Source organism: Flavobacterium sp. WV_118_3 (assembly GCF_039778605.1).
GTDB lineage: Bacteria > Bacteroidota > Bacteroidia > Flavobacteriales > Flavobacteriaceae > Flavobacterium.
Map to the genome: position 1 here is coordinate 1,295,251 of NZ_CP156060.1, position 17,156 is coordinate 1,312,406.

Annotated in this window: 9 protein-coding genes; 6 read left to right on the top strand and 3 right to left on the bottom strand. The window is 42.8% G+C overall.

Translation table 11 applies throughout. The features are described 5' to 3' along the window. Positions 1 to 4: 4 nt before the first annotated feature. The 6 genes from ABFU83_RS05945 to ABFU83_RS05970 all read left to right on the top strand — a co-directional run bounded on the left by ABFU83_RS05945 (position 5) and on the right by ABFU83_RS05970 (position 3,517). Positions 5 to 439: a hypothetical protein gene (locus ABFU83_RS05945; protein WP_347069582.1), complete on the top strand. Its 435-nt coding sequence runs from the start codon at positions 5 to 7 to the stop codon at positions 437 to 439. Next, complete coding sequence (locus ABFU83_RS05950; protein ID WP_347069583.1) at positions 429 to 857, top strand: hypothetical protein; 429 nt, start codon at positions 429 to 431, stop codon at positions 855 to 857. Before ABFU83_RS05945 ends, ABFU83_RS05950 begins: the two co-directional genes overlap by 11 nt. A gap of 64 nt (positions 858 to 921) precedes the next feature. Then, on the top strand, positions 922 to 1,254 hold the full coding sequence (locus ABFU83_RS05955) for a ribonuclease Z (protein WP_347069584.1): 333 nt from the start codon (positions 922 to 924) through the stop codon (positions 1,252 to 1,254). Between the two features lie 15 nt (positions 1,255 to 1,269). Further along, positions 1,270 to 2,175 (top strand): ribonuclease Z, encoded by a 906-nt coding sequence (locus ABFU83_RS05960; protein ID WP_347069585.1) that lies wholly within the window; start codon positions 1,270 to 1,272, stop codon positions 2,173 to 2,175. A gap of 66 nt (positions 2,176 to 2,241) precedes the next feature. After that, a complete protein-coding gene (gene pdxH, locus ABFU83_RS05965; RefSeq protein ID WP_347069586.1) occupies positions 2,242 to 2,886 on the top strand; it encodes a pyridoxamine 5'-phosphate oxidase in 645 nt (214 codons plus the stop codon). A 136-nt stretch (positions 2,887 to 3,022) separates the two neighbouring features. Beyond that, entirely contained in the window at positions 3,023 to 3,517 is a 495-nt protein-coding gene (locus ABFU83_RS05970) for a CAP domain-containing protein (protein WP_347069587.1), read from the top strand. Between the two features lie 89 nt (positions 3,518 to 3,606). Here ABFU83_RS05970 and ABFU83_RS05975 read toward each other — a convergent pair whose 3' ends face one another. The 3 genes from ABFU83_RS05975 to ABFU83_RS05985 are packed head-to-tail and all read right to left on the bottom strand — an operon-like array spanning position 3,607 to position 17,144. Beyond that, complete coding sequence (locus ABFU83_RS05975; protein ID WP_347069588.1) at positions 3,607 to 5,526, bottom strand: OmpA family protein; 1,920 nt, start codon at positions 5,524 to 5,526, stop codon at positions 3,607 to 3,609. A gap of 11 nt (positions 5,527 to 5,537) precedes the next feature. Beyond that, positions 5,538 to 6,449 carry a type IX secretion system membrane protein PorP/SprF gene (locus ABFU83_RS05980; protein WP_347069589.1) on the bottom strand — a complete coding sequence of 304 codons (912 nt, stop codon included), beginning with the start codon at positions 6,447 to 6,449 and terminating at the stop codon, positions 5,538 to 5,540. A gap of 42 nt (positions 6,450 to 6,491) precedes the next feature. Then, positions 6,492 to 17,144: a gliding motility-associated C-terminal domain-containing protein gene (locus tag ABFU83_RS05985; protein WP_347069590.1), complete on the bottom strand. Its 10,653-nt coding sequence runs from the start codon at positions 17,142 to 17,144 to the stop codon at positions 6,492 to 6,494. Between the last annotated feature and the right edge of the window lie 12 nt (positions 17,145 to 17,156).

Consider the following 17,156-nt stretch of genomic DNA (forward strand, 5'->3'; position numbering starts at 1 on the left):
CAAAATGAAAAAATGGTTTGCGTTAGTATTGCTTTCTTTTATACTGTCAGGATGTACACTGGCCGAATTTTGTTGCATCCGGAACTATACCAACCAACCCATGCAGATTTCATTTCCTGAAAAATCGTTTCATCACGGTTTTCAGATTGAAATCAAAAACTGGTTGCTAACGGAAAACGAGATTAAAAGCGATTCTTTCCTGAGATATTTTAAAACGTGGAAAAAATCCGTTAAAAACAATAGAGTGGAGTTTACGGTTCCGGCGCAGAGTACGGTTTATCTGGAACGTTTTAAAATTAACTTTAAAGGAATGAAAATCAATACGCTTACGCCGGGTAAGGACTATCAAAAGATCAAAGCCCGAAAAGAAGTGTATAAACCCAGCTTTATGAGTGTCGTATATTGTCTGGATTTAAAAATGAAGAAGGATGAAGAATAATGATAAAACAAAGGTCATTGTTGGTATCGTTATAGGAGTTATCGTTTTTATAGCGATCTTTTTTGCGGTACACAATTTAATGAAACCGTCGTTAGAAAGTTATTTGACTACGGTATCTCATGAAATCAACAAACAATGTCCTATTTCGGTCGATCGTGAAACCCGACTTGATAATTCGATGGTATTGCCCAATAAAGTATTCCAGTACAATTATACACTGATCAACCTTAATAAAGAACAGGTTGATATTGATCAGGCACAAAAAGTAATCGAACCCAATTTGATTAGTAATATCAAAACCAATCCTGATATGAGCTATTTTCGAGACAATAAAGTTCAGATTATTTACTCCTATCGGGACAAAACAGGTGTTTTTTTATTTAAAATCAGGATCACTCCTGAAATGTACACCAATTAGTCCGTTTATTTCCGTACAGTATTCTAAAAATACTGTAAATTAGTATTTATATTAAGTATAACGAATGAAAGTAGAAGAGAAAGGTCATACCATTATCATCAAAGATACCGAAGGAAACATCCAGACTTTTCTGGGAAAAGTTACGGATCAGCACAATAGTTACAAAAATCACAACCTGATTTTGGATGTAACTCAGGATGAAAGTGTAACCATAGCCTCCTTAAAATTATGTTCCCCTTTGTCTAAAATCCATAAAAAAGGGAAAAAGTCTTTTGTAATAGTCGCGAATACTATCGATTTTAATAGTGTTCCGGCCTCTCTTTTGGTTGTTCCAACACTGTTGGAAGCACATGATATGATTGAAATGGAAGAGATCGAACGCGATTTAGGCTTTTAATCCGACTGCAGTTTCATGAAAGTAACCATATTGGGCTGTTATGCAGCCACACCCCGAACTATTACCAATCCGACCGCACAGGTTTTAGAAATTCAGAACCGGATGTTTCTGATCGATTGTGGCGAAGGTACGCAGGTGCAGTTACGTAAAAATAAAATTCGGTTTTCAAAAATCGAACATATTTTTATTTCCCATTTGCACGGCGATCATTTTTATGGTTTGGTTGGATTAATCTCCACTTTTATGCTCCTAAACCGGGTGGCCGATCTACATGTTTACGGACCAAAAGGAATCAAAGAAGTCATCCTGCTACAATTGCGTTTGTCCGGTTCGTTTACCGGTTATAACCTCTATTTCCACGAACTGGAAAGCACCGAAAGTGAAGTGGTTTATGAAGATGATAAAGTTTTGGTGCGAACCATTCCGCTAAAACACCGTGTATATACGAATGGTTATCATTTTCAGGAAAAAGAAAAAGAACGCAAACTCGACATCAATGCCATTTTGAATTACGGGATTGATCAATGTTACTATCAGAAAATTAAAAACGGGGGCGATATCACGTTAGACGATGGTACCGTTATCCCAAATAAAAAGATTACATCCGATCCGGAACCGCCAAAAAGCTATGCTTTTTGTTCTGATACAGTGTACGATGAAACCCTTGTTCCTCTGATTGAACAAACTACAGTACTTTACCACGAAAGCACCTTTCTGGAGTCAGAAGCGCATCTGGCCGAAAAAACCCTGCATACTACGGCAAAACAGGCGGCAAATATCGCCCGATTGGCGAACGTAAAACAGCTTTTATTGGGACATTATTCAACCCGATATGAAAAAATAAGTCTGTTCCGCGAGGAAGCCGAAACGATTTTTCCAAATGTGTTGTTGAGTGACGACGGAAAAGTGTTCGAATTTTAACGGGGATTTTTTAATCCGCATTTTAAAACATCCTAATTTAGCACGACTAATTATAATACCGATACCATGAGTGATTTGAGCAACTACAGAAAGTCCTACGAAAAATCGGCTTTGGTCGAAACCACTATTCCGGAAGATCCAATCAATCTTTTCCAGCGCTGGTTTTATGAAGTGGAAGATTTTGGCGGTATCGAAGAAGTGAATGCGATGACCGTATCGACGATTGGTTTGGATGGTTTTCCGAAATCGCGAATTGTTCTGCTAAAAAAATTCAACGAGGAAGGTTTTATCTTTTTTACCAATTATAATTCTGAAAAAGGAAAGGCTATACAGGCCAATCCGCATATTTGCTTGTCTTTTTTCTGGCCTACAGCCGAAAGACAGGTGATCATTAAAGGAATTGCTGAAAAAACGTCTGAAACGGTATCCGATAATTATTTCGACAGTCGACCGGATGGGAGTAAATTAGGCGCTATTGCATCCGATCAGAGCGATGTTATTCCATCCCGCGATTATCTGGAACAAAAACTGGCCGATCTCGAAAAAGCCTACGAGGGGAAAGTTATTCCGCGTCCGGAGCACTGGGGCGGTTTTCTGGTTCGTCCGGTAGAAGTAGAGTTCTGGCAAGGACGTCCCAACCGTCTTCACGATCGTATCCGCTATTCGTTGGAAGCGGATTATCACTGGAAAATGGAGCGTCTTTCATCCTAAAAATAAGACAATTAGGTCAAAAACGTTAATTTTTAGGACATTTCATCGATTTTTTTTGCACGTAATCGATATTAAAATACATTTGTAGCATCTTTTCAATGTAAAAGATTGCCCCAGTGTTTAATAGACTTGATTAATGCTTATGAGATTAATGCGTGGCGCATCGGTATTGATGTGCTTTTTGATGATGGCTTCCTGTTCGACAGAAAGTGCCAATGAATCCCCTACGGATTATAAAGTAGTAAATAATTTTACGTACAATCAGGAAGAGTTACAGATTGAACAGAAAATTAATGAGTATCGGATTAGTAAAGGATTAACGCCTTTAGACAAGATCAATCATATTTCGTATTTGTCGGAAGGACACGATGACTATATGATTACCACTAAAATTGTGGATCATTCCTATTTTAATGAACGGGAACAAAACCTGAAAGCCACATTGGGCGCTAAAAAAGTAGGTGAAAATATTGCCTATGGTTACGAAACCATTTCGTCCACTTTTAATGCCTGGCTAAACAGTGATTTGCACCGGATGAATATTGAAGGGGATTATACTAATTTTGGCGTTGCCGTTCGTAAAGATAACAACGGTACTATGTATATCACCAATATTTTTATTAAAAAATAAAATAAACCGACCAGTACCAAAAATGCAAAAGCATCCTTTTTTTAAGAGGATGCTTTTGTCGTTTAAAGCAATATAATGAAATGAACACTTTACATTTTTATGACGATAAATTCGCTGCGTCGGTTTTTTTGGTGTTCGGCTTCAGAGCAGGGAACACCGTCGGAACAACGGTTTACCAGTTGTGTTTCGCCATAACCTTTGGCGGTGAGTCGATTGCGATCGATACCGTGTTTTACCATATATTCCAGAGTCGATTTTGCTCTTCTGTCAGACAAACGCTCGTTGTATTTATGCGTCTGACGACTATCGGTATGTGAGCGAATATCGAGGGTTATCGTCGGATGTTCTTTTAGAACGGTAATTACTTTTTGAAGTTCCACTTCGGCATCCGGACGGATATTCCATTTATCCAGATCAAAATAGATGATTTCGATATCCAGTACTTTAGCCAGATCGATACCCGGTTCGATAGGAATAGCTTTTTTCTCCAGTTCGATGTTTACTATGGTTTCACCTGTTTTGGCCGGTATGATCACACTAACTTCCCGCGTCTGATAACCGTCATTTTCGGCTCTGACATAATAGGTTTTGTCACAATCGATCGTTTCAAAACGATACAATCCGCCGGAATCGGTTTGCATAGAGCCGATGGGTTTCATGTTGGCATCAAAAAGGGATACTTTGGCATTCGCTAATGGTAATCCACTTTCTTTATCGGTGATTATTCCTTTTAAAAGTTGTTCACATCGGAATTCCTGAACCTTATAAATATCATCCGATCCTTGTCCGCCATCGCGATTGGAACTAAAATAACCCGTTTGTTTCTGACTATTCATGATCAACGCAAAATCATCTTTTGGACTGTTTAGCGGACTTCCCAGATTTTCAGGTTTCGAATAACCAGCTGCCAGAATTTTGGATTTAAAAATATCCAATCCGCCAATTCCTAAATGTCCGTCGGAGGCAAAATACAGTTCGTTTTTTTGCGATACAAACGGAAAGGTTTCCCTTCCGGACGTATTGATCGTTTTCCCCAGATTTTCCGGTTTTCCATAGGTTCCATCGCTATTGATGGCTACTTTATAGATATCGGAGTTTCCAAGACTACCGGGCATATCGGATGAAAAATACAGTGTTTTTTCATCCGGACTCAATGCCGGATGTGCCGTACTGTAGTTGTTACTGTTAAACGGCATTTCGGTCACATTGTCCCATTTTCCTTCAGAAAGTACCGCCTTATAGATTTTCAGTTTTACGATCCGGTCGGAACTTTTTCCTTTTTTACCATTGTTATAATTGTTTCGGGTAAAATACATCGTAGTGCCGTCTTTCGTAAATACCGGCGTCGATTCGTGGAAGCGGGTATCAATATTTTCCGAAAACTTTTGAGCAGGAGCCAGGTAACCGTCATCGGAGATCTGAGCCGCATAAAGTTTAGTGAAATATTGATTCGTCCATCGGTGTTTGCGATGAAACACACCACCGGTATCGCGGGCCGAAGCAAAAACGACATCGTTATTAAAAAACGCCGGACCATAATCGGAATATTTGGTATTCGTTCCGGAATTTTCCACTTTAAAACGTCCGGAATCTTCACGCAATTTTTTAGCATAATCCGGATTATTGAGCAGTTCACTAGCCGCGGGATCGTCGGTTTTCTGATAGAAAGCAGCGAGCATCTGATCGGCTTTGTCGTATTGTCCCACCGATTTTAAAGCCTGAGAATAACGGAAATAATAGATCGGTTCGATGATTTGGTTGAGTGCAAAAAGCTCCCCATACCATTTTTCGGCCTTGTCCAATTCGCCATTAAAATAATAGGCATTTCCAAGATTTTCGAACAGGTTTGCGGATTTATATCCTTTTTCTGCCACTTTTTCGTAAACTTTGATCGCGTCTATATAGGCATAGTGGTCGTATTTTTTATCGGCGTTGTTAATCCTGGCTTTTTGGGCAAAGGAAACAGTTGTACCGATAAAAACAAACAGAAGTATAACTATTTTTTTCATGATCATAACATTTAGAAGAAACGAGGCGTTAACACCCGGTTATAGTTATTGAAAAACTCGAAACGGAGGAAAATCTCATGGGATCCCGAATTGTAATTCGCTAATCGGGTAGTTTCTGCATCATAAGCATAGCCGATAAACCAGGAATCGGATACCTGAAATCCGGCCAGTGCACTTACGGCAGCATCCCAACGATAGGCCACACCAAGGGTAAGTTTGTCACTAATCAGAAAGTTTCCGGATACGTCAACCTGTAACGGTGCGCCTTCTACCGCTTTTACCAACAAGGCCGGTTTGAATTTTAATTCACTGCTAAAATCAAACACATGTCCTGCGATAAAATAATAGTGTAGTCGCTCTTTGGTTACCGAAACAGAATTGTCTTTATAATGTTTGGTTTCCAGAAAATTAGGGACCGACAAACCAAAATAGGTGTTATCGGAATGCACATAAATTCCGGCACCCACATTAGGACTAAAATCCATATTTAGATTTTGAAACTGTGGATCGCCCTGGTGTTGGATATTCAGTTTGTTAATATCCAGGCTAAACAGATTGGCCGTTCCTTTTATTCCAAAGGAAACGGTATAGTCTTCTGATGCTTGTATACTATAGGAAACGTCTACCGAGATATTGTTCTCGGTAGCCGGACCTATTTGATCATTAATAAATGACAAGCCTAAACCTACATTCGATTCATTGATAGGTGTGTTGATTGACGCGGTAGCCGTAGTTGGTGCTCCGTCTAATCCGACCCATTGCCGTCTGTACATTCCAAAAATACTCATCGCGCCACGCGAACCCGCATAGGCCGGATTAATAGTAATTGTATTGTACATATACTGAGTATATTGCGAGTCCTGTTGCGAATATCCGGTGGTACCCATCAATATCAGTGCGAATAATATAAGATATGTTTTCATGTATCCTTACTTTAAATTGAACTAAGAATAAAGCTATTACTACTATCGGTTAAGATATAAATAGCCCGTTTTAGTATATTCGGTACCACTTTCGTTTTTATATTTCAAAATATAAAAATAAGTGCCATCGGGTAATTCGGCTCCTTTGTTAAAGGTAGCTCGTCCTTCCGATACGCCCCGGAATACCCGGGTTGTATTATCGTAACCATCTGTACTGAATACTAATATACCCCATCTGTTGTAAATTTCAACATTGTTTTGTGGATAACAGCTAATTCCGTCAATAAAAAAGACATCATTATAACCATCATCATTTGGCGATACGGCATTATAGACATTTATAGAACAGGCCGGTAGTACAATACATCTGTCGTGTACTTCTATATTGATCTCAAAAATACGCGGACAGTCTCCATTTGAAATGGTATAGCGGACAATATAGTTCCCTAATGCTACCTGATTAGGACTAAATATACTGCCTTCTAAGGCTGCTCCGGCATTTGTTGTTGACCAAGTGCCATCCTGTGGCGTTCCCTCCGGTAAGATACTAAAAAGATTAACAGGTTCATCCTTAATACAAATCGCTTTTGATACTACTGTAAGCGGATTATTAATTGTAACATTGACAGTTTGAGTATAGGTTTGTGTATTAAAACAGTTATCACTTACCGTCCAGGTACGAATAATGCTATAGGATTGCGCCGTTTGATTCGCTGTCGTTTCGCTGTATTCTACCGTTACCGTACCGCCACAATTATCGGCAAAAGTTGGTTCCGGAACGGGTGGAATATTGGCACAATCGGCAGTAACCTCAGTATCGAGAGTCGATGTTAGCGATGGTGCGATATCATCCGAAACGGTTATGATCTGGATACTGTTTGACGTGTTGCCACAAGCATCTGTAAACGCCCAGGTTCTTGTGATTATATACGAATTCGGACAGTTACCTTCGGTAGTTACATCCACACCTTGTACGGTGATCGCACCGGAACAGTTGTCATTTGCTGTTAGGCTGATCATCGCTGGAACATCGCCACCACAAGAAAGTGTGATATCTGCCGGAGCAGTTGGCGCAACCGGAGCTATATTATCGTTGACGTTGATGTTTTGCGATACACTAGATGAATTGCCACAAGCATCTGTAAACGTCCAGGTTCTAACAATAGTATAAGAATTCGGACAGTTACCCGGGGTAGTCACATCCACACCTTGTACAGTTATTGCACCGGAACAGTTATCATTTGCTGTTAAACTGATCATTGCCGGAACATCGCCACTACATGAAAGTGTGATATCGGCCGGAGGCGTTGGTGCCACTGGTGCTACGTTATCATTTACATTGATATTTTGTGATACGCTGGATGTGTTTCCACAAGCATCTGTAAACGTCCAGGTTCTTACAATAGTATACGAATTCGGACAGTTACCCGGAGTAGTTACATCCACACCTTGTACAGTTATTGCACCGGAACAGTTATCATTTGCTGTTAGGCTGATCATTGCCGGAACATCGCCACCACATGAAAGTGTGATATCGGCCGGAGGCGTTGGTGCCACTGGCGCTACGTTATCATTCACATTGATGTTTTGTGATACACTGGATGTATTGCCACAGGTATCGGTAAAGGTCCAGGTTCTTACAATAGTATAGGAATTCGGACAGTTACCTTGGGTAGTCACATCCACACCTTGAACAGTTATTGCACCGGAACAGTTATCGTTTGCTGTTAAACTGATCATTGCCGGAACATCGCCACCACATGAAAGTGTGATATCGGCCGGAGCAACAGGAGCAACCGGTGCCACGGTATCATTCACATTGATGTTTTGTGATACACTGGATGTGTTTCCACAGGCATCGGTAAAGGTCCATGTTCTTACAATCGAGTAAGAGTTCGGACAGTTACCTTGGGTAGTTACATCCACACCTTGTACGGTAATTTCACCGGAACAGTTATCATTTGCTGTTAAACTGATCATTGCCGGAACATCGCCACCACATGAAAGTGTGATATCGGCCGGAGCAACAGGAGCAACCGGTGCCACGGTATCATTCACATTGATGTTTTGTGATACACTGGATGTGTTTCCACAGGCATCGGTAAAGGTCCATGTTCTTACAATCGAGTAAGAGTTCGGACAGTTACCTTGGGTAGTTACATCCACACCTTGTACGGTTATTGCACCGGAACAGTTATCGTTTGCTGTTAAACTGATCATTGCTGGAACGTCGCCACCACATGAAAGTGTGATATCGGCCGGAGCAGTCGGTGCAACCGGAGCCACGGTATCATTCACGTTGATGTTTTGCGACACACTAGATGTATTGCCACAAGCATCGGTAAACGTCCATGTTCTTACGATAGAATACGAATTCGGACAATTACCTTGGGTAGTCACATCCACACCTTGTACGGTTATTGCACCGGAACAGTTATCATTGGCTGTTAAGCTGATCATTGTCGGAACATCACCACCACATGAAAGTGTGATATCGGCCGGAGCAGCAGGAGCAACCGGTGCCACGGTATCATTAACAGTAATGTTTTGTGATACACTGGATGTATTGCCACAGGTATCGGTAAAGGTCCATGTTCTCACAATCGAGTAAGAGTTCGGACAGTTACCCGGAGTAGTTACATCCACACCTTGTACGGTGATCGCACCGGAACAGTTGTCATTTGCTGTTAGGCTGATCATCGCTGGGACATCGCCACCACATGAAAGTGTGATATCGGCCGGAGGTGTTGGTGCTACTGGTGCTACGTTATCATTTACATTGATATTTTGTGATACGCTGGATGTGTTTCCACAAGCATCCGTAAAGGTCCATGTTCTTACAATAATATAGGAATTCGGACAGTTACCTTGTGTAGTCGCATCGACACCTTGTACAGTTATTTCACCGGAACAATTATCATTTGCTGTTAAGCTGATTATTGCCGGAACATCACCACCACATGAAAGTGTGATATCGGCCGGAGCAGCAGGAGCAACCGGTGCCACGGTATCATTAACAGTAATGTTTTGTGATACACTGGATGTATTGCCACAGGTATCGGTAAAGGTCCAGGTTCTTACAATAGTATACGAATTCGGACAGTTACCCTGAGTAGTTACATCCACACCTTGTACAGTTATTGCACCGGAACAGTTATCGTTTGCTGTTAAGCTGATCATCGCTGGGACATCGCCACCACATGAAAGTGTGATATCTGCCGGAGCAGCAGGAGCAACCGGTGCCACGGTATCATTTACAGTAATGTTTTGCGATACACTGGATGTATTGCCACAGGTATCGGTAAAGGTCCAGGTTCTTACAATAGTATAGGAATTCGGACAGTTACCTTGAGTAGTTACATCCACACCTTGTACGGTAATTTCACCGGAACAGTTGTCATTTGCTGTTAAGCTGATCATCGCTGGGACATCGCCACCACATGAAAGTGTGATATCGGCCGGAGCAGCAGGAGCAACCGGTGCCACGGTATCATTTACAGTAATGTTTTGTGATACACTGGATGTATTGCCACAAGCATCGGTAAAGGTCCAGGTTCTTACAATAGTATAGGAATTCGGACAGTTACCCGGAGTAGTTACATCCACACCTTGTACAGTTATTGCACCGGAACAGTTATCGTTTGCTGTTAAGCTGATCATTGCCGGAACATCACCACCACATGAAAGTGTGATATCGGCCGGAGCAGCAGGAGCAACCGGTGTCACGTTATCATTAACATTTATGTTTTGCGATATGCTTGATGTATTGCCACAGGCATCGGTAAACGTCCAGGTTCTAACAATCGAATAGGAGTTCGGACAGTTACCTTGGGTAGTTACATCCACACCTTGTACAGTGATTGCACCGGAACAGTTATCATTTGCTGTTAAGCTGATCATTGCCGGAACATCGCCACCACATGAAAGTGTGATATCGGCCGGAGGCGTTGGTGCCACTGGCGCTACGTTATCATTCACATTGATGTTTTGTGATACACTGGATGAATTGCCACAAGCATCGGTAAAGGTCCAGGTTCTTACAATAGTATACGAATTCGGACAGTTACCCGGAGTAGTTACATCCACACCTTGTACAGTTATTGCACCGGAACAGTTGTCATTTGCTGTTAAGCTGATCATTGCCGGAACATCACCGCCACATGAAAGTGTGATATCGGCCGGAGCGGTTGGCGCAACCGGTGCCACGGTATCATTAACAGTAATGTTTTGTGATACACTGGATGTGTTTCCACAGGCATCGGTAAAGGTCCATGTTCTCACAATCGAGTAAGAGTTCGGACAGTTACCTTGGGTAGTTACATCCACACCTTGTACGGTAATTTCACCGGAACAATTATCATTCGCTGTTAGGCTGATCATTGCCGGAACAGCACTACCGCAAGCTACGGTTATCGCAGCGGGTGGAGTTGGTGCTACTGGCGCAATAGTATCATTTACATTTATGTTTTGTGATACACTGGATGAATTGCCACAGGCATCGGTAAAGGTCCAGGTTCTTACAATAGTATAAGAATTCGGACAGTTACCCGGAGTAGTCACATCCACACCTTGTACAGTTATTTCCCCGGAACAATTATCATTCGCTGTTAGGCTGATCATTGCCGGAACATCACCACCACAAGCAAGTGTGATATCGGCCGGAGGGGTTGGTGCCACTGGTGCTACGTTATCATTTACGCTAATATTTTGTGATACGCTGGATGTGTTTCCACAAGCATCGGTAAAGGTCCAGGTTCTTACAATAGTATAGGAATTCGGACAGTTACCCGGAGTAGTTACATCCACACCTTGTACAGTGATTGCACCGGAACAGTTATCATTTGCTGTTAGGCTGATCATTGCCGGAACATCACCGCCACATGAAAGTGTGATATCGGCCGGAGCAGCAGGAGCAACCGGTGCAATAGTATCGTTTACAGTAATATTTTGTGATACACTGGATGAATTGCCACAGGCATCGGTAAAGGTCCATGTTCTCACAATCGAGTAAGAGTTCGGACAGTTACCCGGGGTAGTCACATCCACACCTTGTACGGTAATTTCACCGGAACAGTTATCGTTTGCTGTTAAACTGATCATTGCCGGAATAGCACTACCGCAAGCTACGGTAATTGCTGCCGGTGGAGTTGGTGCTACTGGCGCAATAGTATCATTTACATTTATGTTTTGTGATACACTGGATGTGTTTCCACAAGCATCGGTAAAGGTCCATGTTCTCACAATCGAGTAAGAGTTCGGACAGTTACCCGGAGTAGTTACATCGACACCTTGTACAGTGATTTCCCCGGAACAATTATCGTTTGCTGTTAAGCTGATCATTGCCGGAATAGCACTACCGCAAGCTACGGTAATTGCTGCCGGTGGAGTTGGTGCTACTGGCGCAATAGTATCATTTACATTTATGTTTTGTGATACACTGGATGTATTGCCACAAGCATCGGTAAAGGTCCATGTTCTTACAATAGTATACGAATTCGGACAGTTACCTTGGGTAGTCACATCCACACCTTGTACAGTGATTGCACCGGAACAGTTATCATTTGCTGTTAAGCTGATCATTGCCGGAACATCACCGCCACATGAAAGTGTGATATCGGCCGGAGCAGCAGGAGCAACCGGTGCAATAGTATCGTTTACAGTAATATTTTGTGATACACTGGATGAATTGCCACAGGCATCGGTAAAGGTCCATGTTCTCACAATCGAGTAAGAGTTCGGACAGTTACCCGGGGTAGTCACATCCACACCTTGTACGGTAATTTCACCGGAACAGTTATCGTTTGCTGTTAAACTGATCATTGCCGGAATAGCACTACCGCAAGCTACGGTAATTGCTGCCGGTGGCGATGGCGCTACTGGCGCAATAGTATCATTTACATTTATGTTTTGTGATGCACTTGATGAATTGCCACAAGCATCGGTAAAGGTCCAGGTTCTTACAATAGTATAGGAATTCGGACAGTTACCCGGAGTAGTTACATCCATACCTTGTACAGTTATTTCCCCGGAACAATTATCATTCGCTGTTAGGCTGATCATTGCCGGAACATCACCACCACATGAAAGTGTGATATCGGCCGGAGGCGTTGGTGCCACTGGTGCTACGTTATCATTTACATTGATATTTTGTGATACGCTGGATGTGTTTCCACAAGCATCTGTAAACGTCCAGGTTCTTACAATAGTATAGGAATTCGGACAGTTACCCGGAGTAGTTACATCCGCACCTTGTACAGTTATTGCACCGGAACAGTTATCGTTTGCTGTTAAACTGATCATTGCAGGAACATCACCACCACAAGCTACGGTTATTGCAGCTGGTGGAGTTGGTGCTACTGGCGCAATAGTATCATTTACAGTAATGTTTTGCGATACACTGGATGTATTGCCACAAGCATCGGTAAAGGTCCAGGTTCTTACAATAGTATAGGAATTCGGACAGTTACCCTGGGTAGTTACATCCACACCTTGTACAGTTATTGCACCAGAACAGTTATCATTTGCTGTTAAGCTGATCATCGCTGGGACATCGCCACCACATGAAAGTGTGATATCGGCCGGAGGAGTTGGTGCCACTGGTACTACGTTATCATTAACAGTAATGTTTTGTGATACGCTGGATGTGTTTCCACAAGCATCTGTAAACGTCCAGGTTCTTACAATAGTATACGAATTCGGACAGTTACCCGGAGTAGTTACATCCACACCTTGTACAGTTATTGCACCGGAACAGTTATCATTTGCTGTTAGGCTGATCATTGCCGGAACATCGCCACCACATGAAAGTGTGATATCGGCCGGAGCAGCAGGAGCAACCGGTGCCACGGTATCATTAACAGTAATGTTTTGTGATACGCTGGATGAATTGCCACAGGCATCGGTAAAGGTCCAGGTTCTTACGATAGTATAGGAATTCGGACAGTTACCTTCGGTAGTCACATCGACACCTTGTACAGTTATTGCACCAGAACAGTTATCATTTGCTGTTAAGCTGATCATCGCTGGGACATCGCCGCCACATGAAAGTGTGATATCGGCCGGAGGCGTTGGCGCAACCGGAGCTATATTATCGTTGACGTTGATGTTTTGCGATACACTGGATGAATTGCCACAGGCATCGGTAAAGGTCCAGGTTCTTACAATAGTATAGGAATTCGGACAGTTACCTTGTGTAGTCACATCGACACCTTGTACAGTTATTGCACCGGAACAGTTATCATTTGCTGTTAAGCTGATCATTGCCGGAACAGCACTACCGCAAGCTACGGTAATTGCTGCCGGTGGCGTTGGTGTTACAGGAGGAACATTATCATTTACAGTAATGTTTTGCGATACACTGGATGAATTGCCACAGGTATCGGTAAACGTCCATGTTCTTACAATAGTATAGGAATTCGGACAGTTACCCGGAGTAGTCACATCCACACCTTGTACGGTAATTTCACCGGAACAGTTATCGTTTGCTGTTAAACTGATCATTGCCGGAATAGCACTACCGCAAGCTACGGTAATTGCTGCCGGTGGAGTTGGTGCTACTGGCGCAATAGTATCATTTACATTTATGTTTTGTGATACACTGGATGTGTTTCCACAGGCATCGGTAAAGGTCCATGTTCTCACAATCGAGTAAGAGTTCGGACAGTTACCCGGAGTAGTTACATCCACACCTTGTACGGTAATTTCCCCGGAACAATTATCGTTTGCTGTTAAGCTGATCATTGCCGGAACAGCACTACCGCAAGCTACGGTTATCGCAGCGGGTGGAGTTGGTGCTACTGGCGCAATAGTATCATTTACAGTAATGTTTTGCGATACGCTTGATGAATTGCCACAGGCATCCGTAAAGGTCCATGTTCTCACAATCGAGTAAGAGTTCGGACAGTTACCCGGGGTAGTCACATCCACACCTTGTACGGTGATCGCACCGGAACAGCTATCGGTTGCTGTTAAACTGATCATCGCCGGAACTGCACTACCGCAAGCTACGGTAATTGCTGCCGGTGGCGATGGCGCTACCGGTGGAGTGGTGTCCTTTATAGTAATCTGTTGTGTAAAATGCTGATTCGCTACACAGGGTGTACTAATCGTAAAAGTTCGGGTTACAACCAAAGGACAGGTACCGGATTGGGTATCGGCGTAGGTAATGGTATAGTTTAACGATTGGTTTGTTGTGGTTCCACCCGCGGCTAAAAATTGAGCCAGACTAATGCTAACCGGTGTGGCACTATATACCAGACCAGTTATGGAACCGGTACTACAACCTTCGAGTGTAAAGTTAGCCGGAGCTGTAATAACAGGACTCGTAACAATGCTAATTTTAAAGCTGTAATAGCAATCGGTGCTTCCCGGTGGAATACCATAATAGGTTTGTGTTCCTACAGTAGCCGGAAACGGATTAGAGGCGGTATATTCGACAGTGCCGGAACCAACCGGGTAGCTGTTGTAAAAACGGGTTCCCGGAGGAAAGGCACCGCTCACTTGTGATACCGCAATACTGCCGGATGTATTACAAAAATTAAATACAATTTCGTCCGGCGTATTCTGACAATGACTGTTTACATAATCCTGCGAATTAATGCTTATGGTCAACGGATCTTTTATAGGTTCGCCCTGACATATTCCAGAAGCGGTATAGCCTTGAATAAACGGTTTGGTCGTAACTGCAACTCCAGAAATGGCTCCCACACCGTTGATATAACCGTATATCGTTATTGCTGGGCTACAGTGCGTATTTTTGAGGATACTACAATCCTCCGTTGCTTTTAGTTTAAAGGTGAGTTCTCCCAAAACATCCGATGGATTGGCCGGTAATGGAAGTGTGCCGATATTCCAGATAATGGAGCCGTTGGCACCTTGTGACGGATTAAACGATACGGTATTCGGACTAGGAGCAGGGCTAAAAAGAATGTTTCCTAAAGCGCTACCATTTACATAACTCGCGGTAAAAGGCACCGGAATTTCTACGGTTGCATTGTTAATGGCTTCCGATCCTTCGTTTAAAACTTTTATTTTAAACTCGATTTCCTGTCCCGGTAAAACGGTTAACGGTCCGCTTACAGGGTTACCATTTATCGTGGTAACGGACGAAATTCCCTGAGGTTGCGGAACATAGGCATCGACCGACATGGCTATCGTAAAAATAGAGTAAGTGTCTTGCGTGGTTCCATACCGGAATTTGGTAGACGTCTGGTTATTGGTGATCACACTGTTTCCGGAATTCGGTATCGTAAACATACTGATATCCAAACCGGTATTGTTCAATAGGTTTGGATTTCGGGTGTTGCCACCAGTGAGTATCGATGAATTAAAAAAGTTTGTGGTTGTATTTCCGGAATGATTCAGATCCAGCCAGCTGTTATCGCTTTGTTTTTGGATGCTGAAATAATCGCCACTGATACCACGATCACCTTCACCCGCCATTAAGCCAAGTTTTAGATTAACCGGACCGGTCTGAACGGTGTTAAATCCCGATACCGGTAATTCAAAACTGGTGGTATTACTACCGCTCACATAGGCGTGTCCGTCGAAAACGGTTACATCACGCCATTTCATTTTGGAGTTTTCATAAATCACAATCAGTCCCCAACCGCCGTAATAGCCTACAGAGCCTCCGTTGCCTTCTACCATCGCAACATCGGCAACGGTGTAATCTCCCAAGCCGTATTGTTTTACGTAATCGGTTACTTCCGCATAGGCGGAATAGATAAAATCATCGGTGGAATTCGGATAGTAGATATCGTTGGTGTTGGCGGTAACCGGAGTATAACCCGATGCGCCCGGACCTTTTAGTAATACCTCTCTTTTGTTAAAGTTTTTGGTTACGGCTACTGTGGTTGGAATGCTTCCGCTAACGTTGGTATAGGCGAATGACGTCGACTGATACTGGGCTGCGGATTGATTTTGTCGGGAGTCGCGTTCCAAACCGTTTACAGTAAGAGTGATTCCCCCGGATTCGGTGTATACGGTAACCGGATCAAAGGTTACGACTCTGGTGTTTCCATTATTTGTCACAACCTGATTGGTTGGATTGATCCAGCTTCCGCTGTTAACGCGATAGCGGATGTATGGTGTGGCATTCTGGAATTCGAATTGAACCGTATTTCCGTTGCCATTAAAATCATAGCGAACATAATAGCTGTTATTATTTCCCTGACGCGAAACACTCATCGTATATTGCGAATTCGTAATCGCATCATTATGGCCAACGGTCTGATTACTGTTTACAGGTTGTGGTGCGCCCGGAAAATTTTTAGTCACCGAAAAAGTATCGGGACTGGAACTGCCATTGGAAGCTCTGGCCGACCAATATAGTCCGGCATAGATAATTTTGGAACAGTTGGGAATCGCACCGTTTTCGGTCGAAAAGTTTAGTGTTGCGGAAGATGAATTTAATGTATTTGGATCACTGTCTACATCTACATATTGCATATCGTTGTTACTGTTGTTCGTGTTATCCCCATAATTTACCAATGTCAGGTTGGTGTTCCCGATCATGGTAAAATCGCCCTGAATATTATAAATCTTTTTAGTTGGAGAATACTGAGAGGTTCGTTGGGTAAACGGAACCCGAACTTGCGAAAACACACTAATGGCTGTAAACATCAAAAAAGAGGTTAGCAGGAATTTGGTGTATGTCGCCGATATGATACTACTTAATTGGGTAAAGTTTCTCATAATCTGATGACT

Bases quoted from the DNA above. Each gene is read 5' to 3' on its own strand.
- ABFU83_RS05945 (WP_347069582.1), top strand. From the start codon at position 5: ATGAAAAAATGGTTTGCGTTAGTATTGCTTTCTTTTATACTGTCAGGA.
- ABFU83_RS05950 (WP_347069583.1), top strand. From the start codon at position 429: ATGAAGAATAATGATAAAACAAAGGTCATTGTTGGTATCGTTATAGGA.
- ABFU83_RS05955 (WP_347069584.1), top strand. From the start codon at position 922: ATGAAAGTAGAAGAGAAAGGTCATACCATTATCATCAAAGATACCGAA.
- ABFU83_RS05960 (WP_347069585.1), top strand. From the start codon at position 1,270: ATGAAAGTAACCATATTGGGCTGTTATGCAGCCACACCCCGAACTATT.
- pdxH (WP_347069586.1), top strand. From the start codon at position 2,242: ATGAGTGATTTGAGCAACTACAGAAAGTCCTACGAAAAATCGGCTTTG.
- ABFU83_RS05970 (WP_347069587.1), top strand. From the start codon at position 3,023: ATGCTTATGAGATTAATGCGTGGCGCATCGGTATTGATGTGCTTTTTG.
- ABFU83_RS05975 (WP_347069588.1), bottom strand. From the start codon at position 5,526: ATGAAAAAAATAGTTATACTTCTGTTTGTTTTTATCGGTACAACTGTT.
- ABFU83_RS05980 (WP_347069589.1), bottom strand. From the start codon at position 6,449: ATGAAAACATATCTTATATTATTCGCACTGATATTGATGGGTACCACC.
- ABFU83_RS05985 (WP_347069590.1), bottom strand. From the start codon at position 17,144: ATGAGAAACTTTACCCAATTAAGTAGTATCATATCGGCGACATACACC.